Source organism: Paramesorhizobium deserti (assembly GCF_001558695.1).
GTDB lineage: Bacteria > Pseudomonadota > Alphaproteobacteria > Rhizobiales > Rhizobiaceae > Paramesorhizobium > Paramesorhizobium deserti.
This window is the reverse complement of sequence record NZ_LNTU01000001.1, coordinates 581696-604769: the sequence shown is the minus strand read 5'-3', so window position 1 is coordinate 604769 and position 23074 is coordinate 581696. Positions and strand designations below refer to the sequence as shown.

The 23074-nt window shown below is 60.9% G+C and carries 20 protein-coding genes; 8 read left to right on the top strand and 12 right to left on the bottom strand.

Features of this window, described 5'->3' with window-relative positions; genetic code table 11:
- Positions 1–118 precede the first annotated feature (118 nt).
- Positions 119–1336 (bottom strand): glycosyltransferase family 4 protein, encoded by a 1218-nt coding sequence (locus tag ATN84_RS02835; RefSeq protein WP_068879999.1) that lies wholly within the window; start codon positions 1334–1336, stop codon positions 119–121.
- Between the two features lie 213 nt (positions 1337–1549).
- Between ATN84_RS02835 and ATN84_RS02830 the strand changes: the two genes are divergently transcribed.
- Positions 1550–2743: a polysaccharide pyruvyl transferase family protein gene (locus tag ATN84_RS02830; protein ID WP_068879998.1), complete on the top strand. Its 1194-nt coding sequence runs from the start codon at positions 1550–1552 to the stop codon at positions 2741–2743.
- A gap of 1 nt (position 2744) precedes the next feature.
- Here the strand turns inward: ATN84_RS02830 and ATN84_RS02825 are convergent, their stop codons facing one another.
- Positions 2745–3734 carry a glycosyltransferase family 2 protein gene (locus tag ATN84_RS02825; protein ID WP_068879997.1) on the bottom strand — a complete coding sequence of 330 codons (990 nt, stop codon included), beginning with the start codon at positions 3732–3734 and terminating at the stop codon, positions 2745–2747.
- Between the two features lie 18 nt (positions 3735–3752).
- Complete coding sequence (locus ATN84_RS02820) at positions 3753–5237, bottom strand: oligosaccharide flippase family protein (RefSeq protein WP_161939550.1); 1485 nt, start codon at positions 5235–5237, stop codon at positions 3753–3755.
- A gap of 572 nt (positions 5238–5809) precedes the next feature.
- Here ATN84_RS02820 and ATN84_RS02810 point away from each other — a divergent pair.
- From ATN84_RS02810 to ATN84_RS02795, 4 genes are all read left to right on the top strand, one after another.
- Positions 5810–6904: an MraY family glycosyltransferase gene (locus ATN84_RS02810; RefSeq protein ID WP_068879994.1), complete on the top strand. Its 1095-nt coding sequence runs from the start codon at positions 5810–5812 to the stop codon at positions 6902–6904.
- Entirely contained in the window at positions 6901–7779 is an 879-nt protein-coding gene (locus ATN84_RS02805; protein ID WP_068879993.1) for a glycosyltransferase family 2 protein, read from the top strand. The genes ATN84_RS02810 and ATN84_RS02805 overlap by 4 nt, the downstream gene beginning before the upstream one ends.
- Positions 7730–8392, top strand: a complete 663-nt coding sequence (locus ATN84_RS02800; RefSeq protein WP_153020075.1) for a YdcF family protein — start codon at positions 7730–7732, stop codon at positions 8390–8392. The genes ATN84_RS02805 and ATN84_RS02800 overlap by 50 nt, the downstream gene beginning before the upstream one ends.
- A gap of 143 nt (positions 8393–8535) precedes the next feature.
- Entirely contained in the window at positions 8536–9132 is a 597-nt protein-coding gene (locus ATN84_RS02795; protein WP_068879991.1) for an LbetaH domain-containing protein, read from the top strand.
- Here the strand turns inward: ATN84_RS02795 and ATN84_RS02790 are convergent.
- The 4 genes from ATN84_RS02790 to ATN84_RS02775 are packed head-to-tail and all read right to left on the bottom strand — an operon-like array spanning position 9069 to position 14672.
- Entirely contained in the window at positions 9069–10271 is a 1203-nt protein-coding gene (locus ATN84_RS02790; protein WP_068879990.1) for a glycosyltransferase, read from the bottom strand. The two genes, ATN84_RS02795 and ATN84_RS02790, sit on opposite strands and share 64 nt — an antisense overlap.
- Complete coding sequence (asnB, locus tag ATN84_RS02785) at positions 10268–12175, bottom strand: asparagine synthase (glutamine-hydrolyzing) (RefSeq protein WP_068879989.1); 1908 nt, start codon at positions 12173–12175, stop codon at positions 10268–10270. Before asnB ends, ATN84_RS02790 begins: the two co-directional genes overlap by 4 nt.
- Complete coding sequence (locus ATN84_RS02780; protein WP_068879988.1) at positions 12163–13413, bottom strand: glycosyltransferase family 4 protein; 1251 nt, start codon at positions 13411–13413, stop codon at positions 12163–12165. The genes asnB and ATN84_RS02780 overlap by 13 nt, the downstream gene beginning before the upstream one ends.
- The gene (locus ATN84_RS02775) at positions 13410–14672 is read right to left on the bottom strand and encodes a glycosyltransferase family 4 protein (RefSeq protein ID WP_068880842.1); all 1263 of its coding nucleotides are present in this window, start codon (positions 14670–14672) and stop codon (positions 13410–13412) included. Before ATN84_RS02775 ends, ATN84_RS02780 begins: the two co-directional genes overlap by 4 nt.
- A 293-nt stretch (positions 14673–14965) precedes the next feature.
- Here ATN84_RS02775 and ATN84_RS02770 point away from each other — a divergent pair, with 293 nt between their 5' ends.
- Positions 14966–15955: a GDP-L-fucose synthase family protein gene (locus ATN84_RS02770; protein ID WP_068879987.1), complete on the top strand. Its 990-nt coding sequence runs from the start codon at positions 14966–14968 to the stop codon at positions 15953–15955.
- A gap of 56 nt (positions 15956–16011) precedes the next feature.
- Here the strand turns inward: ATN84_RS02770 and ATN84_RS02765 are convergent, their stop codons facing one another.
- Genes ATN84_RS02765 through ATN84_RS02755 form a run of 3 tightly spaced genes read right to left on the bottom strand, consistent with a single transcriptional unit; the run spans position 16012 to position 19590 of the window.
- Entirely contained in the window at positions 16012–17259 is a 1248-nt protein-coding gene (locus tag ATN84_RS02765) for a polysaccharide biosynthesis/export family protein (RefSeq protein WP_068879986.1), read from the bottom strand.
- Positions 17252–18772: a GumC family protein gene (locus ATN84_RS26590; RefSeq protein WP_068879985.1), complete on the bottom strand. Its 1521-nt coding sequence runs from the start codon at positions 18770–18772 to the stop codon at positions 17252–17254. Before ATN84_RS26590 ends, ATN84_RS02765 begins: the two co-directional genes overlap by 8 nt.
- 32 nt (positions 18773–18804) lie before the next feature.
- Entirely contained in the window at positions 18805–19590 is a 786-nt protein-coding gene (locus ATN84_RS02755; protein ID WP_082766061.1) for a response regulator transcription factor, read from the bottom strand.
- 603 nt (positions 19591–20193) lie between these two features.
- Here ATN84_RS02755 and ATN84_RS02750 point away from each other — a divergent pair.
- Complete coding sequence (locus ATN84_RS02750) at positions 20194–20949, top strand: Crp/Fnr family transcriptional regulator (protein WP_068880841.1); 756 nt, start codon at positions 20194–20196, stop codon at positions 20947–20949.
- A 97-nt stretch (positions 20950–21046) separates the two neighbouring features.
- On the opposite strand, the gene ATN84_RS02745 is transcribed toward ATN84_RS02750, so the two are convergent.
- Both ATN84_RS02745 and ATN84_RS02740 read right to left on the bottom strand, forming a co-directional pair.
- The gene (locus tag ATN84_RS02745; RefSeq protein WP_068879983.1) at positions 21047–21589 is read right to left on the bottom strand and encodes a DUF1579 domain-containing protein; all 543 of its coding nucleotides are present in this window, start codon (positions 21587–21589) and stop codon (positions 21047–21049) included.
- 36 nt (positions 21590–21625) lie between these two features.
- Positions 21626–22354: a DUF899 domain-containing protein gene (locus tag ATN84_RS02740; protein ID WP_068879982.1), complete on the bottom strand. Its 729-nt coding sequence runs from the start codon at positions 22352–22354 to the stop codon at positions 21626–21628.
- Between the two features lie 187 nt (positions 22355–22541).
- On the opposite strand from ATN84_RS02740, the gene ATN84_RS02735 reads away from it, so the two are divergent.
- Positions 22542–22988 carry a MarR family winged helix-turn-helix transcriptional regulator gene (locus ATN84_RS02735; RefSeq protein WP_068879981.1) on the top strand — a complete coding sequence of 149 codons (447 nt, stop codon included), beginning with the start codon at positions 22542–22544 and terminating at the stop codon, positions 22986–22988.
- Positions 22989–23074: the final 86 nt, after the last annotated feature.

The window sequence follows — 23074 nt, the reverse complement described above, 5'->3', positions numbered from 1 at the left end:
ATCACCCGATAATCCGCCAAAATCGGCAGATTTTATCGCCCAGTTTAGGTGGTTTTTCCGCGTTTTCCCTTCGTGAATTGGGCGGATTTTCCTACCGCGGAAGGCGTAAGGCGGATTCTCAAGCCGATGGTGCGGCCGCATGCAGCCTTCTTTCCTGCATGAGCCGCAGCCAGTTCTTCACCGGTTGCGGCAGATAGCTGCGCAGGCTGGTGCGCAGCCCGGCGGGAAGGGTCCACTCCTCAATCGGCAGTAGGGCTGCAAGGGTGGGCGGGTCGGCTTTGATCGCCCCTATGAGTTCGGCATAGGAAGCGGCCATCTTCGCTGCCGTGAACCCGCTTTCGGCCTTGACGCGCGCGGCGCGCGACATCGCGGCAAGGAGAGCGGGATCGTTGCGGACCGTCTCGATATGCCGCGCCGCCTGCCGCCAGTCGCCGACCGGGAACAGCATGCCGTCGACGCCGTTATCGACGATCGTGTCGGTGACGCCTCTGATCCGCGATACGACCGGGACGCAGCCCTCCGCCATCGCCTCGATCAGCGACATGGGCGATCCCTCGAAACGCGACGGCATGACGAGGATGTCATGCGCGGCAAGCAGATCCCTGACCTTCTCATGTGGGACGCCGCCCACAAGGATGACGCGGTTGTCGGCGCCAAATTCCTGGCGCAGTTTCGGCAAATCGGGGCCGTCACCGGCGATTGCCAGCGTTACCGAAGCCGGCAGCTGGTCCATCATGCGCGGCAGCCAGAAGACGCCTTTTGACGTGTCATCTATCCGGCCCAGGAACAGGAGCCGCAGGCTGCCGGCAGATAGCATACCGCGCGGTACGGTGCATTCGTCCGCGAAATCGATGGCATTGGCGATTGTCACGGTTCGCTTCGGCGGAAAACCGAAGCGCGCGACGAGATCGCCGCGGCAGCGCTGCGAAACGCAGATAGTCGCATGCACATGATCGCGAATGGCAGCGGCTGCGGCATAGGTTGCCGGCGTGATTGTGTGGACGATCATGAAGCGCAATACATGCGGCGGAAGATAGCGTGCGATATTGGTTTCCAGCCGGTCGGCCAGCACATTGAGGAAAACGCCGTCGATCTCGTTCTTTTCGATAAAATTCAAGAGCACTTCGGCGCGGTCTTTCTCGCCAAGCCTGCCCTGCGGGTCGATTGCATCGCCAATCGCAAGGTCGGCACGCCATCGCTCGTCGTTTTCCACATCGGTTCTCCCCGTGGTGAGCCAGCGCACGTCGATGCCTGATGGAGCGAGCCCTTGCCGCAACTGCTTGAAGACGGAATAGGTCCCGCCGATGTGGGGACGGGCGAAATAGGCGAATCTCATGGGTGCCCCGTTTGCTGCTGGCTGACTCGTAGCCCTAAAGGTAGACCACCGCAGCGCCATTGCGGATCGGCAATGGTGGGTAGCGGGCTCCACCGATCGGATGGAGCGGGGAAGGCCTTTTCTCCCTTGATGGTAATTTCGCCGCGGGCGGGGGATGTTTATGCTTTCCCCGTCGACGGCTCGTATTTACCCGCTATCTCTGGAGTATTGCGAATGAGGATCGGCCTCTTCGGGCAGTTCGGTTCCGGAAATTCGGGGAATGACGGTTCGCTTGAAGCCATGCTTGCCTTTCTGAGAAGGACCGTGCCGGACGCGCAACTGCTGTGCATCTGTCCACGGCCGGATGTGGTGCGGCGGCAATTTGGGCTGGAGTCAGTCGCCATCAGCGGCGATCAGCCGGAAAGCTGGCTTCTACGGCAAGCCGACGCTGTCTTGAGACAGATGCCGCGCCGGATCGGAGATTTCTTCGCCGCATTTCGCGTCGCCAGGAAGCTCGACCTGATCATCATTCCCGGCACAGGCATCCTCGACGATTTCTGCGAATCCCCTTTCGGCTGGCCTTATGTCATCTTTCGCTGGTGTCTGGCCGCATGGCTCGGTGGTGCGAAGCTCGCCTTCGTCAGCATCGGCGCAGGCCCCATTCGGCATCCCTTGAGCCGCTTCTTCATGAAGTCCGCCGCCCGCATGGCCACCTACCGGTCCTATCGCGACCGGCTGTCATATCTTTTCATGAAAAGCATCGGCATCGATGTCGCGCGTGACCGGGTCTATTGCGACCTCGCTTTCGGACTGCCGGTTCCGGCGGAACGTTCCGCGCACGATTCCCGTCCCCTAACCGTCGGTGTCGGCGTCATGGCCTATTCCGGCTGGGAGAAGGAAGGGCGCGATGGGCAAGCGATCTACGAGACCTATCTCCGCAAGATGTCGGACTTTGTCGCGTGGCTGCTGGCGCAGGGAATGGAGGTAAGGCTTCTGACCGGCGGTAGCGTCGACCGGCAGGCTGTCGAGGACCTCATGGAAATCGTGAATGGAGCCGGCCACAGGATTGTGGCCGAGGAGATGTCGTCCCTGCACGAAGTCATGCAACAGGTTGTGCAGACGGATTTAGTCCTCGCCACCCGCTATCACAATGTGATCTGCGCCCTCAGCACCGGGCGCCCGACGATATCGCTCGGCTATGCCGAGAAGAACGATGAGCTTCTCATGCGTACGGGGCTGGCGGATTTCTGCCATCATGTTGAGACTTTCGACACGGAAGTGCTGAAGAAGCAGTTTTTGTCGATGATGGAGAGGCGAGAGGAACTGGAGCGCGAGGTCCGGCGGGGAGTGGAAATCTTCCGTGCTCAACTGGCGGAGCAGGAAAATCTGCTGCGCGCAAAGCTTCTGGGCTTGCACCGCAAGGGATGATTCAGGCCATCCGTATATCCGGCATTTTGCCGATGCTGAGCGACTTTTTGATCCGCCGCATCGTATCCGGCCGCCGCAGGAGATAGCCGAGCGGCGGGAGAATGGCGGTTTGCGGCCGCAGCCTGAAGGCAAGTTTCAGGAGCTCCATCGCGCCGGGCTCCCCGCGCTGGATATGCGAAACGGCGGACCAGTAGGCCCGCTCGGCGATCCCGCGTCGGGCCAACCGCCGCAGATAGGCGCCGTCGGGCATGTCCCGGCCTTCATGCGTGAAGAAGCATTCGGCCGCCTCGGCGGTATGCAGGATATGCATGATCTGCCGTGTTCTCAATTCGCTTGAGCGGTTGGCGCCGTGCGAGCGTATGCCCGCCTGGATGCAATCGAGCTCCGCGATGCTGCCGTGCAGCGCCAGCCGTAGCCACAGATCGTAATCGTCGCTGTGCGGCAGTTCCGTACGATAATAGCCGGCGCGCTTCTGGACGCTGGTCCTGATGACGATGGATGGTCCCGGTATCTGGAAAACGCCGAGCCTGCAGAACCGCTCTATGAAGGCGCGACTCCGGTGCAGGCGATAGGGAACGTCGACCGGTTGCGGGTCGATATCCGGAATAGAAGCATCCCCCTCGATCGCCACATCGCGGCCATAGGTGAAAGCCACATCGGCTTCCCGGTCCATCACGGCGGCGGCGCGCCGCAATGCGCCGGGGACAAGAAAATCGTCGGCGAAGAGCAGCAGAAAATAATCCGATTGCGCCCAGTCGATGCCTTCATTGAATGAGGAATGCGGCCCGAGATTTTCCCGGCGTAACCGCAGCTCGACACGCGGATCGCGGGCGGCTATCTCGCGCGCAACCTGTGCGCTGTCGTCAGTCGACGCATTGTCGATGATGAGCAGCCGCAGATCATCGATGTCCTGCGAAAGCACGCTGTCGGCGCAGGCCCGGAGATAGCGCCCGTAATTATAGTTGGGGATCAGGACATCGACGCTGCTCATCGCTTCATAAGCTCCCGATCATTCGGCAGGCGTGACTTTGGACATGCCGGTCTTTCGCAGCGATAGCCGCGGCAAAGTCCTGTGCAAGACGCGTTCGATCTCGGTGAGGAACGGATGGCGCGTTCGTATCAGGGCCACGAGCCAACCGGCGATCGCGAGAATGCCGGCAAAAAACCCTGCAAGCGGTGAGATATCGAGCGCGAAGCCATGCGCGGCAATGACTACGACAGGACCAACCATGGCACTCACGGTCACGACGGCACTCGGTCGTATGGCCTCCAGCAGGTCTCTCCATTCGAACTGCACATGTTTTCGCACGAAATAGAGCGATATCATCATCTGGAACGGCAGGGTGATGAACTGGCTGAGCGCCAGCGCCGTTAGTCCCCAGAAGCTGGCGCTGCATAGGACGACGGCGGATACGATGCGCGCAATGCAGTTGGAGACGAAGGCTTCGCGATTTTCACCAAGCGCGATCAGCAGCGGATAGGTCAGGATCACCGGAAACCAGAATGTGCCGGCCAGGCACAGTATCGCGACGATGGGTGGCGCTTCACTCCAGTTTCCGCCAAGCACGATGTGCACGGCTGGATAGGCGAGCAGCGCAAGCAGGATCTGCGATGGCCAGTAGACGACGGTGATGTAGCTGATCGCCCTGAGATAGGATTGGCGCAAATCCTGCCCCTGGCGGACCTGTTCGGCGAGAATGGGAAACGCGACGGAAAACACGGCCGACAGGAAAACCCGGTCCGGCAGGCCGCAGATGGCATTAGCGCGGTTGAATATGCCGACCGATGTCGAGGTCATGATGCGGCCGAGCAGGAGCTGCGGCAGCGTGTCATAGACTTTGTTCAGTACGGAGGTCGCGCCCATATAGGAGCCGAAATGCAGCGCCTCGCGCAGTGATGAAACGCTTGGCTGGAAGATCGACATGACTGGTCGCGCGGCGAATGCGAGCAATGTGGTGGTCAGCGCGCCGGCGAGCAGGCCGAAGGCGAAGCTCATATGGCCAAAGCCTAAAAAAGCGAAACCAATGGTCGTAAGCGAAGCGATGACGCTCCCCGCCGTTCGAATCCGTGCGAGCACTCCGAATGCCATGTCCCGGCGCAACAGTGCGATCGTCGGCAATGACAGGGTTTCGACGAAGGCTGCAATGATGATGAGATCGAGAAAATAGACGAGTGATCCATCGTGATAGAAATCCGCCAGCCACTCCCGTCCGAGATAAAGCAGCAGGGCCAGGCCGGTGGTGAGAACAAGGAGGATGGTGAAGGACGTTCGAACATCCTCCGTATCGACATGATCGCGCTTGATGAGGAAGTCTGGGCTCGCGAATTCGCGCAGTGAAAAGGTGATCGTGCCGATCCCGAGGCCGATCACCCCGAGGCCGATCTCCGCCGGCGTGAGGAGCCGCGCCATGGTGGCCAGCGTGACGAGGCCGATCAGCAGCGCCAGATATTGCTCCAAGGTGGCCATGAAAAAGGCGCGGCGAATCCTGTTCATGCGTCGTTCCGCCCGATAAATCTGCCGATATTCAGGCGGTTCGTTATTGTTTTTGCGGGTGGAATCGATCCTGTGTCGCTCATTTCCGTGCTCCCCTCGACAGGGCGCAAAAAAAAGCCGCTTCCAGTTGGAAACATGCGTGCCGAACCGGCTTCCTCCGCCCGGTTTGAAGATAGGCGGTTCCGCCATCCGGAAAACGTCACCAATCTGCGTAGGGCTTAGGCAAAAAGGATGAGAAGAGAGGATATAGTGCCATCCCGCCAGTCGCGCAGCTGGCAGGCAAATTTGCCTGCCGATGTTCTCCCTTACTGGCCGCTATGCGGCCACCTCCCCGCGGGGAGAAGGTGGCCCGAAGAGCTGGATGAGGGGGATTGTGCCCTATGCGATAACGCGACCCAGCCCACTATTGCGCAACGATCTTACCCATTTCGGCGGAGAGGCTGCCATCCGGAGGCGTGACGCTTCCGCTGATTTGCCAAATCGTCCCCACTGCCACCTGCCGGTAGAACCTTGAGAGGTGACGGCGCATTTCGGGTGCGCCAGAAAACTCCGCATCGTGGGGGAGGGACCAATTGGCGAGCCTGTATCTCAGCATCCTGACCGCATTTTCCCTTTCGATTGTATTGAATATCGGCCTTCGGCGCTTTGCAGGCGAATGGCGCTTGCTGGACGTCCCCGATGCGCGGAAGCTGCATGAGGGCGCAGTCCCGCTCTGTGGCGGGATTGCCATCTTTGCCGCCTTCTTCATTGCCAATATCTTGCTGGAAGACAGGATGCAGCTCTCCTGGTCCGTTTTCTCGGGTCTTTTCCTGATTTTGCTTTTTGGTGCGATGGATGATCGCTTCGCTTTGCCGGCTCTGCCGCGGCTCCTGGCACAGACGGTTGCCGCCTATATGATCATCAATATCGGCGATGTCGCCAATCTCAATCTCTCCGGCATCGTCCCGCCCGAGCTGACGGCTCAGCTTACACCGCTCATCCTGCTCGTTGCCATTGTCTTCATCGTTGGCGTCATCAATGCCGTCAATATGACCGATGGCGTCGACGGGCTCGCCGGCGGCAGTGCGGCGACGGCTCTCTTCTGGCTCGCGCTTCTCGCGTTCCATGGGGGGCGCGTCTCCACAGCGGTGCAATCACTGATCCTGCTTGCCGCGGTAATCGGCTTCCTTGGCTTCAACATGCGTCATCGTTGGCGCATGAAGGCCAGTGTCTTTCTCGGCGATGCGGGCAGTACGCTCCTCGGGGCGGTGATCGGCTGCTTCATCATCGCCTTGTCCGCCGGCAGGAATGGCCTGCCATTCCCCGTATTGCTCTGGATCGTGGTCATTCCGGTTATTGATACGCTGAGCCTCATCATCCGCCGCATTGCCGCTGGACGCAGCCCGTTTTCCGCCGACCGCTGGCATCTTCATCACCTCTTGCAGGACACAGGCCTGTCGCCGGCCAGGACGACATTGGTGCTGGTTGCCCTTTCGGCGCTTGGCGGCGCCGTGGCCTATTTTGGTGTTATCATGCAGCTGCCGGCGCAGCTCCTGGCTGCGGGCCTCATCATTCCGGTTGCTCTGCACACGATCTTCGTCTTCCGCATGACTGGCCAGTCGCACGCCGCGCTTCGTCTGCCTCGTCCTGCAAATCCGCAAACGACCATCCCCGGAGCTGCACCATGAGCATTTCGGTTCTCATCATGACGCTGAACGAGGAAGTCAATCTGCCTGCATGCCTTGCCTCGCTTTCATGGAGCGACGACATCGTCATCCTCGATTCCTTCAGCACCGACCGCACGGTCGAGATCGCCAGGGCGGCGGGCGCCCGCGTCTACCAGCGGGCCTATGATACGGAAGACCGACAGCGCATGCATGGGCTGACGGAAATCGAGTTCAAATATCCATGGGTCTATACGCCCGACGCCGACGAGGTCACCCCGCCGGACCTGCGTGACGAGATGCTGGCCATCGCCCGCGACCCATCCCGTCCAGAAGCGTTCTTCAAGGCTCGCTACAAGAACATGTTCATGGGCCGCTGGATCCGCCGCAGCAGCCTCTATCCCACCTGGATCACACGGCTGGTGCGGCCCGACAGGGTGCGTTTCGAACGCTCGGTCCATTCACGATGCATCGGCGACGGCCCGACCGGCGAGCTGAAATCCCACTTCGTCCATTACAGCTTCAACAAGGGGCTGGAAGCCTGGTACGACAAGCACAACCGCTATTCCTCTGTGGAGGCCGATCTCTCGTCGAGCCGGAGGCTGGAGCGCAAGATCGACTGGGCAAGCCTGCTCAGCACCAAATCCGATCTGCGACGCCGTGGGCTCAAGGCGCTCTCCTACAGGCTGCCCTTCAGGCCTACTCTGCGCTTCCTTTACATGTATCTGCTGCGCGGCGGCTTTCTCGATGGCCGGCCAGGCTATCTCTATTGCCGGCTGCTCGCCGCCTACGAATTCATGATCGTGGTGAAGACCGAGGAACAACGCCAACGGCTGGGGGATTTGCCGGGTGAGTACAGCTCCTGCGAGACATACGACCGCGTCGGGCAGCATCAGTAAAGGCAGTTCGCTCGTTCTGCGTAGCCTGATCCTTTGCGTCATGCTCATTGCCGGCGCGCTGGCGGCCATCTTCTGGGCCGATCCCCTGCTGACCGTACGCAGCGGTACGGCCAGAGCCGATGTGATCGTGGTGCTCGGTGGAGACGGTCCTGCCAGGGCGGTTCATGCTTCCGATCTCTGGCTTGAGGGGAGGGCGCCGGTCATTCTCGTCAGCGGCGATGGCGACTGCTTTTCCATTCGCTACCAGATGATCCACAGGGGTGTTCCGCGCTCCGCCATCCAGGTCGAGTGCCTGTCGGGCAGCACGTGGCAGAACGCGCTCTATTCGGCGCCATATCTTGAACGGTTGAACGTTCGCCGCGCCGTGATGGTGACGAACTGGTTCCATTCGCGCCGCGCCGTGGCAAGCTTCGCTACGATATGCCCGCACATCAACTGGACGTCTTCCGTCGTCGAACCGCCTGATACGTTCTGGCGCACCGTCCTTGGTCCCTATGGCCTCGCCGTCCTGAAGGAATACCCGAAGCTCCTGTGGTACAGGCTGCGGTTCTTTCCTGCGAACAGGACCAGGGCAGAAACCGGGTCCTGTTCCGGCGTGGAGCATCGGGCATGAACTGGCCGATGACCTGGATATTCATCCTCACTGTGGTGTGGCTTTTCGCCGGCGGCGGGAGGGGCGCGGCGCTCCCTCGATCCGCGGTGGCCGCCCTACGCCGGTTCCGTTGGGCTCTTAGACCGGATTGAGAGGAGATGCCGATGCTGTCGCGTTATTCCGAACCGCATTCCCCGCCGTCAGCAGCACCTGCGCCGCTTCTCGGCGGGCCGACCTTTGCGCTCCGTCATCGCATGATGCGGCTCGTCTGGTCCGCAGCCTGGCTGGTCCTCGCCGCCTGGACGCCATCCTTCATGTGGCGCTGGCGCGGTCTGGTTCTGCGCGCGTTCGGTGCCGAGATTCACCCGACGGCCATCGTACGCGGCAGCGCGCGCATCTGGTGGCCGGCGCATCTCAGTATGGGCGCGCATTCTTCGCTCGGGCCCGGCGCCATTTGCTACAACGTCGCGCCCGTCAGCCTCGCGGACTTCGCCATTGTCTCGCAGCGCGCCCATCTCTGCACCGGAACGCATGATATCAACCATCCGGATTTCCCGCTGAAATCCCGGTCGATCTCGGTCGGCCGGCACGGCTGGATCGCAGCTGAAGCATTTGTCGGGCCGGGAGTAACGGTGGGCGAAGGGGCCGTGCTGGGCGCGCGCGGTGTCGCCTTCCGGGATCTCGATGGCTGGACGGTCTATGCCGGCAATCCGGCCCGCGCCGTGAACACGCGCCGCTCCATATCGAGCACCGCCGCATAGGTCTCGATCGTTCGCTGCGCGATCTGCGGCCAGGTATAATGCCGCCGGACCAGCGCCCGGCCTCTCTCGCCCATGATGCGGGCCGTTTCGGGATCATGGAGAATGGTCACGAGCGCATCGGCGACAGCGGCCGCATCGAGGCTGCATATCAGGCCGGCGCCCGCGCTTTCCACTTCGGGGAAATGGCAGGCGTCGGTGATGACGACAGGCAGCCCGCAGGCAAGCGCCTCGGTGATCGCGACGCTGAAGCCTTCCTGCCTGCTCGGCAGGCAGAAGCATTCCGCCTCCAGCATCGCGCGTATCTTTTCCCGACCGTAGAGCGGGCCGGCCAGATGCACGCGGTCAGTGAGGCCCTTGGCCGCGATCGCCTGTTTGAAGGCCTCTCCTGCTCCCTCGTCCGGTCCGGCGACGACCAGGTCGATATCCGGGCAGGCGGAAGCGGCAATCGCAAAGGCCTCTGCCAGAATATCCAGGCCTTTCTTGTAATGGAGCCGTGAGAGGAATAAAACGAAACGCCTGGCCCTGAGAGCGGGAATGCGGCGGCGGAAAACGTCGCTCCGGCCATCCGGTTCGAGCTCTTCCAAAAAAATGCCGTTCGGGATGACCGCGCTCAGGGGCTTGAGGCCAAGCGGCTCCATGAGCTTGGCTTCATCCGCATTCAGTGCCTGAATGAAAGCCGAGCCATCGAGCATCCGGCGATAACCGGCCATCAGCGCCAACCGCTTTTTCCATGCCTTCTGCTGCAGGCTCCAGACATCGAGCATGCCGGCCGGACGCACGCAATAAGGAATGCCGCGCCGCCTTGCGAGCACGGCCGCGATGCGCAGGTTTGCCTCCCACACGCCGTGCAGATGCACGAAATCCGTCTCCGCCAGGAGGCGACGGAGGAGGCGGTGCGCTCGCGGTGCGAACAGCCGTTCGATGCGCGTTGGTATGGGCAGGATGTGACGCTGCACCTTCTGGGAATTGGGGATGGCGGCCGCCGCCAGAAATGCCCGTTTCTCGATCTCCGGATTGCCATAGCTGACGAGATGCACTTGATGGCCGAGTGCGGCCTGAGCCGCGGCAAGGCGGATGACGACCGCCTGCGGCCCTCCCTTGGCCGGGTCGATCGAGCCGATGACATGGACGATCTTCATGACGCCAGCCTCACCTCAGATGGTTCGGATATCCGCTGCAGATATTGGCCGATAACGACGCACAGGAATGCGCGCGACCAGGCTGGCGTTTCCGGCTCGTCGGCGAAGATGTCCCATATCGCATCGACGCCGGCGGGTTCGAGCAGGCCGCAGCCTTTCAGGGTTTCGACGCCCTCACGGCAGATATCGAGGAGTGGATCGGTCATCCAGCGCCCGATCGGCAGGGCAAACCCGGATTTCGGCTGGGAGAGGAGCTCGGGACGCAATATGTCGGTGAAGGCCGCACGCAGCAGATGTTTCGGACTGCCCTTGCCAGGAAGCCGGATATGCGCCGGGATCGAGGCCGTCAGATCGATGAGCCGGCGGTCGAGGAATGGCACCCGGACTTCGAAGCCGTGCGCCATGCTGTTGGCGTCGCCGTCCCTGAGTAGCATGTTGCCGAGATAGAACCTGCTTTCCAGAAGCGAGACCGTCCATGCGGGGTCATTTTCCTCGATGGCGAGAGCATCGATTTCGCGTGGATCGTGGAAATCGGCGGTCAGCCCCGCCGTGACATGATCGAGGCCCAGACGGGAGAGCTGAGCCGGCGTCATCAGCCGCCGCCGCTGCATGTAGAGGCTAACGAGATCGCCATCGCAGCCGGCGATCGCCGACGCCTTGGCTTTGGTGCTGGCGGAACGGCCGATGGTCGCGATTTCAGCCAGGCGGCGGCGCAATGCGGGCGGAAGAGCCGAAATCGGCCGCATCATGCGCTGCAGCATCGGCACGTCGCGGAAGGTGGAGTAGCCGCCGAACAATTCGTCCCCGCCCTGGCCGGAAAGAGCGACCTTGATGCCGCGCTCGCGCGCCGCCTTCGAAATCACATAGACATTGAGGCCGTCGATCGAGGGCTGGTCGAGCGCATCGAGCCAGGCCGTGACGGCATTGAGCGCATCGCCGCCATTGATGAGGCATTCCGTATGCCGCAGACCGAAAAGCGCGGCCGTTTTGCCGGCCAGCGCCAGCTCGTTCATGTCAGGATTATCGGCAAAGCCGACGGTGAAGCTGCGCAGATCGGGCACATGCCGCGATGCCATGCCGGCGACGATAGAGCTGTCGAGCCCCGACGACAGGAACAGCCCCAGCGGAACGTCGCTGATGAGATGATCGCGCACTGCGGCATCCACCGTTTCCCGGACCGCCGCAACGGTGCTCGCCATGTCGCGGATCGGGTCCGGCCGAGCCGGAGCCCAGTAGCGGATGGGGTCATCCACACGTCCATCGGCATGGAAGCGTTGCCAGCATCCCGCCGGGAAGGAACGCACCGCCTCGAACAGCGTGAATGGATGTTGTACCGCGCCGTACGAAAGGAGCCCCGCCAATCCCCGGGCGCTTGTCTCACGGGGAACGAGGCCGGAGCGCAAGAGCGCTCGCACCTCGCTGGCGAAGATCAGGTCACGCCCTCGCGCGAGATAGAGCGGCTTGATGCCGAGCGGGTCGCGCGCCAGCAGCAATTCGCCTGTCGCCGCGCGATGAAACGCGAAGGAGAACATGCCTTCGAGCCGGTTGATGCAATCAGCCCCCCATTCGACAAGCGCATGCAGCAGGGTTTCGCTGTCGCTCGTTCCCCGGAAGACGCAGCCGCGCGCCGCAAGTTCGTGCCTGAGAAGGCCATGATTGTAGATCTCGCCGTTGAAGACGAGACGATCGCCTGTCACCGGGTGGACCATCGGCTGCGCACCGGCCGACGAAACGTCGATCACCGCGAGCCGCGTATGGCCGAGCGCCAGAATGCCGCTGCCGAAAGGCACGATGCTTTCGCCGCTGCCGTCCGGCCCGCGATGTCTTTGCGCCTCCACCATCCGGTGCAGCGCCCTGGCGGCCGCAGCGCGATCCTGCGTGAAGATGCCGGCTATTCCGCACATGGGACGCTATCCCTTTTTTCGCGAACGCCGGAGAGCGCCTCCAGTAGGCGCTCGCCATAGCGTTGCAGCGTGAACTCAGCCGCCCGTGCCCGCGCGTTCTCGGCCATCTCCCGATAGAGGGACGGGGTCGTGGCGAACCGCTCCAAAGCCTCGACAATCGCGTCCGCATCGCGGATCGGCACGATGAAGCCGTCCATTTCCCGCCGCACGACACTGCCAGTGTTCTCGGTGCAGATGACGGGCAGCCCTGCCGCCAGCGCCTCGTAGACCACGGTCGCCGAACCCTCGCAGAGGGAGGGTAGCAGGAACACGTCCGCCCAGGCATATTGCGCGCGCATTTCCCCGCGCGGCACAGCGCCGATGAGTTGGACATTGGCTTCCAGCGCGGCGCGTGCGGGCGGCAAAACCGTGCATGGACCGGCCATGCGAAAGACCGCCCGGCCTTTCATGCGCTTCGCCGCCTCCAGCACATAAGGCGAGCCCTTGCGCAGGCAAATCTCGCCGGCGGTCAATATCCGCAGCGGACCCGGTGCGCGCTCGCGCTGCTCGATGGTGAAGCGGCTGTCGATTCCATAGGGAACGACCACGGCGCGCGCGGCGGGACAGCCTTTCTCGATCACATGGCGGCGGACGAACTCCGACGGGCAGATCACGATGTCGGCAAGCGCCCATTCGGCGCGTTCACGCGCGATATATGCTGAGGCGAACGGGTCTGCTGCCGTCGGCATCTGCCAGTCCGGGAATGCCGTTTCCTCCTCGCCGACGAGCTGGTCCACCACGTCACGCGGGGCAATCATCTGTTCGACCGCCGTCCACAGCTCGTAGGTCCGCGCCACCTCGAGCTGTTCCAGCGCCTCTCCGGAGAAGGCATAGATGCCCTCGGCGCCGTGAAAGCCTTGCGCAGCGACGAGCGCGCCGAAGCGCTCGCCTGCCCAGAGCGCGTTCGCCGTCTCGTCAGCGCGGGTTTTGCCGGCAAGGCGTCGGATGGCGGAGTAGAGCCCGAAAGAGGGAAAGGTTGTCGTGCGGTCGAGAGGAATATCATGCGGCACGCGTCCGATAAGCCTCCGGATCGCCATGGGTAGCGTATATGCGGGGAGCGCCCGTAACAGCCGTGGCCAGCCTTTCGTGGCGCATATATCGGTATAGAAATGCGCAAGCCGCCCATCACCGGCAAGGATGCGCGGCACGGCGTAATGCATTCTTGCGCCGAGTTGGCTGACGACGATGCTGCCGCTCATTGCAGCGCCTCGCTGGTAAGCGACGGCGTGATTGTCTCTTCATCGCAAGCGGTGAGGGGCGCGATCGCCGATTGCCAGGCATCGGTTCCATATTCCCGCGAATAGGCGGTCTCCAGGAGATATCGCGCATTATTGCCCATCGTCGCCCGATGTAGCGGCGAGTGCTTCAGCCGCAGGATACAGTCGACCAGCCCCGAGACGTCTCCCGGCTTCACGGCTTCGCCGCACTGGAATGTTCGTACCGTCGAACCCACCTCGCCATCGGGGTCGCCGATGAAGATGGTCGGGCGCCCGGCGGCCAGCACGCCGTAGAATTTGCTGGGTATGATGCAATGTTCGAGCTGCGGCAGCAGCGATACGAGATGCACATCGGCCACGCCCAGGCTTTCCGGCAAATTCTCCGCCGGCTGGAACGGCTTCAAGACCACATTGCTCAGGCCCCGACGTTTGATCTCCGCCTCGACATACGGCCTTTGTTGGCCCTCGCCGATGAACAGGAAGCGGATGCCTTTCACATTCACCAGCTTTTCGGCGGCATCGAGCACCGTCGAAAATTCGTGTGCACGGCCGAAATTGCCGGAATAGCCGATGACGAAGCTGCGGCTCAAACCCCAGGCCTTGCGCAGCCGGTTCTCGTTCGGCTTCACCGGGTGAATCTCGTTCTTGTCGGACCAGTGGTGGACGACGTCCAGCTTCTCCTTCGCCATGCCTTGGCCGGCGAGATATTGCGCCATCGCTTCGATCGGACAGATCGTCAGGGCTGAGCGGCGCATCGACCAGTTGCGCAATCCGAGCGCGATCCTGCCCGACAGCGCGTCGGCCCGCATCACGCCCAATTCCATTGCCGTTTCCGGAAAGAGGTCCATGACCCAGTTGACGAGCTTGGCGCCGCGAAGCCTGATCGGCAGTGTGCAAGTAACCGCGAGCAACGGCGGGTCGGTGCACAGCACGCATATATCGTCTCGCCCGGCGTGACGCAGCCACCATGCCGCTGCCGAAAGATGAAAGGTCGCATAGTCGACGGCGCGGCCGGCGAGCGAGCGTCGTCCGAAACCCGATGTCCACAGTCGGTGCACACGCACGCCGTTGATGGTTTCTTCTGCGGGAAGCGGCTCGTCCGGGCGATTGTAATAATACCGGCTCGCCAGGACCTCCACCTCAAGACCCTCCCGCGCCAGTGAGAAGGCGAGGCTGGAGATCATCCGGCTGGTGGCCGATTGATCGGGATGGAAATAGCGATTTGCGAAGAGGATTCTCATGGCGCCCGCCCTTGTTTTCTGGGCCCAGAGTTGCAGAACCGGCAGTGTCTGGACAAGCAAGCCAAAGGCGTTAGCAGCCTATCCCGCCCAGCAATGCGCTACCTCTTAAGACGTGTCCGCCCTTTGTAGTGAAGAGGGAGGCTGATCCCGCTACGGGGCCGTTTCGCCCCGGCCTACCCCCTCGGGTGAAGCTCGATGCCCATAATGGAGTGATTTCGCATTCTCTCGAAATGGCCAAAACTCACTTCCAGGCAATAGAGGGCCGCTGGGAGTACAGAGGGAGATCGGACGGAATGACTTTCGTGGAACGAGATCATGATCGGGCGCATTTTCCGCTGCGCGGCAAGCGTGTCTTCGTCGCCGGGCACAGGGGGCTGGTGGGGTCGGCACTGATGCGGCGTCTGAGGACGGAAGGCTGCACCATCCTTACCGCGTCGCACCGGGAACTTGACTTGACCCGGCAGATGCAGACGGAGCGCTGGATGAGGGCAGAACGCCCCGATGCGATATTCATCGCCGCCGCCCGGGTCGGTGGCATCGCCGCCAATGCACGTTATCCCGTCGAATTCCTCTACGAAAACATGATGATCGGCGGCAATATCATGCATGCAGCCCATGAAACCGGTGTGCAGAAGCTTCTCTGGCTTGGCTCGAGCTGCATCTATCCGCGCAACGCCCCCCAGCCTATCCGTGAGGAGATGCTGCTTTCAGGCACGCTCGAGGCGACCAATGAGGCCTACGCCATCGCCAAGATCGCGGGTATGAAGCTGGCCCAATTCTATAACAAGCAATATGGCGATTGCTTCATCTCCGCCATGCCGACAAATCTCTACGGCCCGAATGACAATTTCGACCCGGAAACCTCCCATGTTCTGCCGGCATTGATGCGCCGGATCCATGAGGCCAAGGTGAACGGCTCGCCGAGCGTGACGCTATGGGGAACGGGTACGCCGCTACGCGAATTCCTGCATGTCGACGATCTTGCCGATGCCTGCGTGCATCTGATGAAGAATTACAGCGGCAGCGAGCACATCAATATCGGCGCCGGACAGGAGATTTCGATACGTGATCTGGCTAGCCTCATCGCGGAGATCATCGGCTACCAGGGCCATTTCGCCTATGACACCAGCAAGCCGGACGGTACGCCCCGCAAGCGTCTCGACACGTCGCGCATGGAAGCGATGGGCTGGCGTGCCAGGATAGATCTCAGAGGCGGCATCGGCGATCTCTATATCAGGTGGCTCGCCAATACGGAAACGCGCGAGATCGCAGCCGTGGCCTGACATGAGAAACAGCGGCCATGCCAATTCAGGCGTGACCGCCGAAACCTCATAGCGGATTATGAGCGGGGTTCCGTCAGCTTCGATAGATCGAACTCGACCCGTAAGATATCGCCGGGCTTGATCTCTGTGCGCTCGTTGGCGGCGATTTCCTGATAATTGTTGTTGCCGCTTCTCAGCACGGTGAATGTCATCCTGCGCGCGATATCGCTCGATGACACATTCCCCGAAGCCTTGGCGATCTCCGCCATGCTGTCCAGGAGCGACTGGCTCTTTCGCTTCATACGGGCGAGGCTCAGGTCGATTTCCTGGAGGCTTGCCGCCGACTCGTTTTTGCGGATATCGCCGAGCGAGGCGATGCGCTGTTTTACGGCAAGCTGGTTCTGCCGGGCTCTCGCCAGGAACGAGCCGAGTTCCAGCGCGCCGCGCCGGGTCGATGAAAGCTCGCGCTCCATTTCCCGAAGGCTCGATTTCGCCGCCAATCCGCGGTCGACGAGCGTCTTCGACGAATTGACGTTTTCCTGCAGCAGCGCGATCTCGGTATTATGCAGCCGGATGCTTTCCTGCAATGTCCGTATCTCGTCGGAGTAGCTGTCGACCTGCGCTTCAAGTGCCCGTTCCTCGGCCGCCATCGTGCTGCGCCTGATCTCGAAAAGCGTCATTTCGCCATTGATGACCCGCTGTTTCTGCTGTTCGTCCGGGGAATTGGCAGTTGCGGGAAGGGTATATTCGAAGGCGTGACCTTCAAGCTCCGCTTCCGTCCGTGTGCGTTTCACCTGGAGTGCGAACATCTGCAATTGCAGATCGGCATATTCCTGCTGGGCCGAGATCATCTGCATGCCGGCGGTCACGGAAGGATTTTCGCCTCTGCCCGCCCCACCGCCCAGCGCAAGCAGTTCGAGCGCGATCATCCCCGGCCGGTATTCGTATTTGCCCGGCGTGCGGATGTCGCCGAGCACGAAAACAGGCGCATACTGGCTGATCGTGGCCGTCACGGCGAGGCCTGGTATATGTTGGGCAAGGGCTTTGCCCAGTCTTTCGCCGACCTCCGTCGAGGTCAGGCCCGAAACGGTAACATTGCCGACGATCGGATAGCCGATGCTGCCGTCCGGCCCGACCGGATATTGGCCCGTAAGGTCTGTCTGACCGTAGACGGTGATCTGCAGCACGTCGTTCGGATTGATCCTGTAGCCGCCGGTTTCCGCCGCGAGCGCCGTCAGCGAGCCGAGCCACAAAAACCCGGCCAGTACCGAAGTGCTCCTGAGAGTTATGGACTTCTTGGATAATGCTGCACGAGCTTCACGCATATGGATGCCCCTTTTTGGGATCAGTGGGTAACAGGCGCAGATCGGGTGCCGGGACAACGGGAGCGCCGGCCGTGTTTTCCGGCGCTTTCGTGTCGCGCAACGCGCCTTCGATCGCCTCGCGGAAAGCGGTGCCGGCAGCAGCGGCAACGCCGCCGATGCCGAAGCCGAGAAGCAGCCAGGTCAGAAGGCGCGGGCTGGCCCGCGCGCTTGCCGGCTCCGCCATCGAGATCATCTGTGCTTCGGGTGCGGCTATGCCATCCTGTTCGATCGTCTGCTTGTAGCGGGTCAGATAACTCTCGTAGATCGCCCGGTTGGCGTTGGCTTCGCGTTCGAGCTGGGCCGCCTCTACCTGAGCCTGATCCGCCCTGGAGAGTTCTTTCTGGGCTTCGAGCAAATTTTCTTCCATGGCGCTGCGGCGGCGCTGCGCGATGGCGATTTCATTCGACAGGCTCTTGATGATCTGGTCGACCTCATCGCTCATCTGCTTCTTCAGCGCTTCCCGCTCTGAAATCAGTGAAGGGATTTCTGCGCTTTTCACCGCGCCCGTCGCCTGCAGTTCGGCAAGCCTTCGCTCCACCTTTGCCTCCTCCAGCCGTAGCGCCTGGATCGCCGGCGAAGCCAGTATTTCGGCGAGAGCGGGGGTGTCGTTCTTCTCCCTCAGCGCGATCGCGGTATTCAGCCGCGCCTGCGCCAGCGACAGGACACCCGTTGAAGTGACGATCTCGGCGTTGAGTGCCGCGACGCGCTGCGCCTGGAACGTCAAGCCGTTTGCCTCGGCGAGGCCGGCCTTTTGGCGGAAACTTTCCGCGGCTTTTTCCGAGGTCTCGAGAGTGGCCCGCAATGTGACGAGCTTGTCGCCCAGCCACTCGCTGACGCGCCGGGTCGCCGATTGCTGCACCTCGATCTGATGGGCGAGATAGGCCTCGCCGAAGGCGTTCGCCACCTTCGCCGCATAGATCGGATCCGGGGCGCGATAGCTGATGAAAATTGTGTAGGAGCGCCCGTCATTCGTCACCCGCAGATGGGAGATGAGGATATCGGTCTTCCTGCGCTCGATGGCGGAAGACTGCAGCTCGTCGACCGCGGGCGAGGCCGCGCGCTGGGCATAGGCCGCGCCATCTAAAAGATCGCGAAAGCGCTCCGTCCAGATCGAGAGAAGCGTTTTCGACGGTTCGTCGGTAAGAACCGCAATCCCTTGCGATTCCAGGCGTTGAATGACCTTGCGCGCCATCATACGCGAATTGATGACGTCGAGTTCGGTCCGCAGCACCGGGCTATCCTGCGGCAATGGCGAAACCACCGATTCCGTGGGCAATGCCTGCACGCGGCGAACGTCGAGCACGAGCACCGCTTCGGAAAGATAGCTCCACGGAGCGGTCGAATAGCCGGCGAGCCCGATGCCCAGGCCCGCCAGCATTGGAATTGTCAGCATATACTTCCGGCGTTTGACGAGCGCCAGAAACTGCGGCAGCGATGTCCGTGCCCCCGCGGACGGATTCTCGGATATGATCACGGTCGTTCTCCCGGAATGGAAATGAGACGAAGTCAGTCTGCGTCTGCAAAACCTGATTCTGAGGGAAAGAGATCGTTGATCATGTAGGCGACTTCCGTTCTGTTGGTCGCCTTGAGCTTCTTCATGATGTTGCGGATATGCACTTTTACCGTGCTTTCCCGCAAATTGAGTTCATAGGCGATGATCTTGTTCGCCTTGCCCCGCCGCAACGCCCTGACGACTTCCGCCTGACGCTGCGTGAACATGCCACCCATCGGACGTGTCTCCTGGGCGCCGGCTTCGGCGGCATGGCGCATGGCCAGGACGCTGCTCGCCGGTACGAATGTGCCGCCGGCCATCGCCAGCCGGATCGCTTCGACGCACACATCGATCCCGACTGATGTGGGGATATAGCCATGCACGCCGCATTCGAGGGCTTTCAGTATCTGCGACATGTCTTCCTTGTCGGCCAGAATGACGACAGGCACAGGATCGCACTCCGAAACGACGCGTCGCAGATGGTTGGCCATGTTCGGATCGGAAACCTTCTGACCCCCGATATTGATCAGTACCGCCCCAGCCGATTGTTGCTGTCTTTGAGCCAGCCATTCCTCGAAAGAGCCGATCGCGATCACGGGCATGCCGATATTGTGAGACCGGAGACTTTGTGCGATGCATTCCCGATCTAGCGTACGGCTGTCGATCACGAAGAGCGTCGCTTCAGCCGTATCGGCATTCGCCCCACCTTCGATTTCGTTATGTTTATGAGCCCCCGAAATTATCGACTTATGCCGTATGACCGGAACCCCGTTTTCAGTATTTCTCAGTATATTTTCCATCAAGCTAGCCTCCCACCAAAGAGGCATGAGTTATATATTTGAAAGACAGAATATTTTATTCTGCTTCAATAAAAAGATAAAATAAAACTGTATCCGCGGTACGGATTGTTACATGTGTTAAATGTGCGGATACTCAGTCTTATTATCCAATGATATACTACCCACGCCTCATCTTTTTGCTACCAATAAATTATTGGGATTAAAGCAGGTGAGTGTCACTAACATAAGTTAGCTGCTGCGAAATTTCGCCCATGCGGAAGGGCTCTTTTCCTACGCACTTCGAAGTAGGAGGAATGCGGGAACCCCAGCGGCGGCCCCATCATCTGGATTAGCTATCCACCGACCGGATAGGACGGGTTGACTGGATTCACCCCTTTTTCCTCTTCCGCGAATGTATGAATGCTGCAGGTTTCTCCCGTGATGATTTCGTCGATTTGGATAAACCGAACTAATACGCAGTTGGATCGCAACTTGTTCTTTCGTAAGACGACGGTCCAAAAATAGTGCTTTAGAACAATTACATTTGTTCAAAATTTGTGCAAAAATCCATACCTGGGGGATACTTTGGGTATGTCAAACCTGATTTCATGCCGAACGGGTTTCATGTCGAGTGAATCGAAATCATTGCTGGAATTGCTCGAGGCGTCGCCGATAAGCGCTAGATTCAGTGACGCGGATAGAAAAGCCCTCCATTCGCTCCCGGTCAGTTTGAGACGCTATCCGCCCCATACCGTGGTCTATAACCAAGGCGACCCCGTCCGCAGCGTCTATATCATCAACTCAGGGTGGGGCTGCGTCTATCGCGATTTGCCCAGCGGAGACCGGCAGATCATCGATTTTCCGCTCAGGGGCGATAGCGTTGGATTGCGCATGCCGGCGGCATTCAATTACAACACCTATGCTTCGATCACCGAGATGTCGGTATTTGAGATTTCGCAATATGCGCTCAACGCCATCGTGCTCCAATCTCCCTATCTCAGCAGCGGGATCATGGGGCTGATGGCGAGGCAAAGGGCCTTTCTCATCGAGCATCTGACCAATCTGGGGCGACGCAACGCGCTGGTCAGGACGGCACATCTGCTTCTGGAAATGGGCGCTCGGACGAAGAGCAACGGCATGGGCACGGAAAAGGGCTATTCCTGCCCCCTGACCCAATATGAACTGGCCGATGCGCTGGGGCTGACCGCTATTCACGTCAACCGCATGCTGCGCGAGCTCAGGGAGCAGAATCTCGTCGCCTTCCGTTATGGCGAGGTCGAATTCATCAACCGCCCCGCATTGGTGCGCCTGGCGAATTTCGACGAGAACTACCTGGCGATAGGGATGTTCATGGGGTTCGCGACTTCACAACTCGACTGAGTGCACGCTGGGCGCAATTGCGGGATCCCCGGATTTCGGGAGAGAATACCGCGTGCCCGGGCGCTTCAGCCCGGACAAGCGGCATCCCTGAAAGGGTTCAAAGCGAAGAAGTGGCCTTCTCGTGTTCGGCCGGATGCACGGCGCTCCGGCCCTTCCTGCGGTAGTGGACCCGCATCATTTCGCGCCATTCTCCATCGTCGCCGAACACCTGAGCCGTAAAGAGACGATAGTCCTTGTCCTTGATGGTGATGATGTCGCGATACTTCGCCATCTTTCCCGGATTTTGGAAATCGGGACCCTCCGCCTCGAGTGTCAGGACCTTCTCCGTCTCGTCGAGCCATCCGTCATATACCCAGAGATAGGTCATCATCGAGCCGATCCATGTGCCGACATAGCGCTTCTTCTCCGGATCGTAGCCGATCGTCAGGATCGTGGTGACGGGACCGACCTCGGGCATCTCGCCCGTGCCCTCGCCGACAACCCACAAACCGTGAAGTGAGCGGACGCTTTCCGTCCACGTGGCCTGGCCGCCTTCCGCGCTGTCGCCCTCGGGGGATGGCATACTGGACTCCATTTCGCAGGTCCACTCGCCGACGAGCTGCTGCAGCCAATGATGTTCCTTCAGCGGTTCTGCTTTCATGGTTTCCTCCTCAGTATCTGATCTGGGATTGTTGTGTCATGCACAACAGGCGTGCGGCTTCGGCGCGTTCTCGTATTCGTCGTGGCGCCGCACCCAGTGCATGGTGGTCGTTTCGTTGCGGCCCTTCGGGGCTCGATCAAGGATCATGAACGTGCCGATCAACTCTTCGGCGCCGCGCGCATAGGTGGAATAGGTGTGGAAGACATTGCCCGCTTCGTCCCTGTAGAAGGCGCTCATCCCCGGCAGTTCCTCGAAGGCGTTTTCCGCGTCGATTTCCGTGAAATTGTAGAAGACCTTGCCCTTTGCCAGCTCCTCCGGCGTGAACGAGACATGGTAATCGTAGTTGAAGTCGTTGTTGTGGGAAGAAACCCAGTTGAAGCGCCAGCCCATGCGCTTCTTGTAGGCCTCGATCTCGGCGAGCGGCGCCCGGGATACTGCGGTCAGCGTAACGTCGTGGTTCTGGAGGTGCGGCAGCGCACCGTCGAGGTGATCGGTCAGGAAGGAGCAGCCGACGCACCCTGCCTCCCAGCCGGGCCCGAGCATGAAGTGATAGACGATCAGCTGGCTGCGCCCGTCGAACAGCTCGGCCAGCGTCTTCTTGCCCTGCGCCGTGTCGAAGACATAGTCCTTCTCGACCTTGACCCAGGGGAGGGCGAGCCGCTCGGCATTGAGCTTGTCGCGCAGCTTCGTCATTTCCTTTTCGCGGGCGAGAAGCGTCCTGCGTGCTTCGAGCCATTCCTCGCGGGTTACGACTGCATGTTGCATGTGAATCCTCCTCTCGGGGTTACAGGTTATGGCGCTATGCCTCCCGCTGGATGCGCGCTGCAAGCCGCTGAATCCGTGCATCCTCCTATGGGAAACCGGTCCGGTATGAGGGCGCTCGGGACATATCCCAGGGCCCAAACGGACGATTTCCCTTGACATAATATGTTGATATCAACATTATTGGCACATGTCAAATCCCGTCGAGATACCCTTTGAAACGACCCTGCTCGTCCGCGACAGCTGCCTTTGCCTTCATGTGCAGCGCGCCGCGCGGGCTCTTGCCCGACGCTTTGACGATGCACTCCGTCCACTGGGGCTGACGAGCGGGCAATTCTCGCTGCTGATGTCGCTCAATCGTCCCAAGCCGCCGACCATCGGGTCGGTTTCATCACTGCTTGCCATGGACCGGACGACGTTGACCGCCAATCTCAAGCCGCTCGAACGCCGTGGTCTCATCGAGGTCAAGCCGGGTGAAGATGATCGGCGCAGCCGGCTGATGACGCTCACGCCGGCTGGAAAGGCGCTTCTCTCCGCAGCCGTTCCGATCTGGAAAGCCGCGCATGCGGAGACGGAGCAGCTTCTGGCCGGCTCCGATCCCCATCGTTTGCGCGCCGATCTCCTTGCCTTGTCCTGAGTGCGGGCCGCATATCCGGCGGGATATGATCCGCGCCGGGTTATTTCTGCGGCGGCTTTGGTAAATGCTGCTTGTGACGGCAGCGG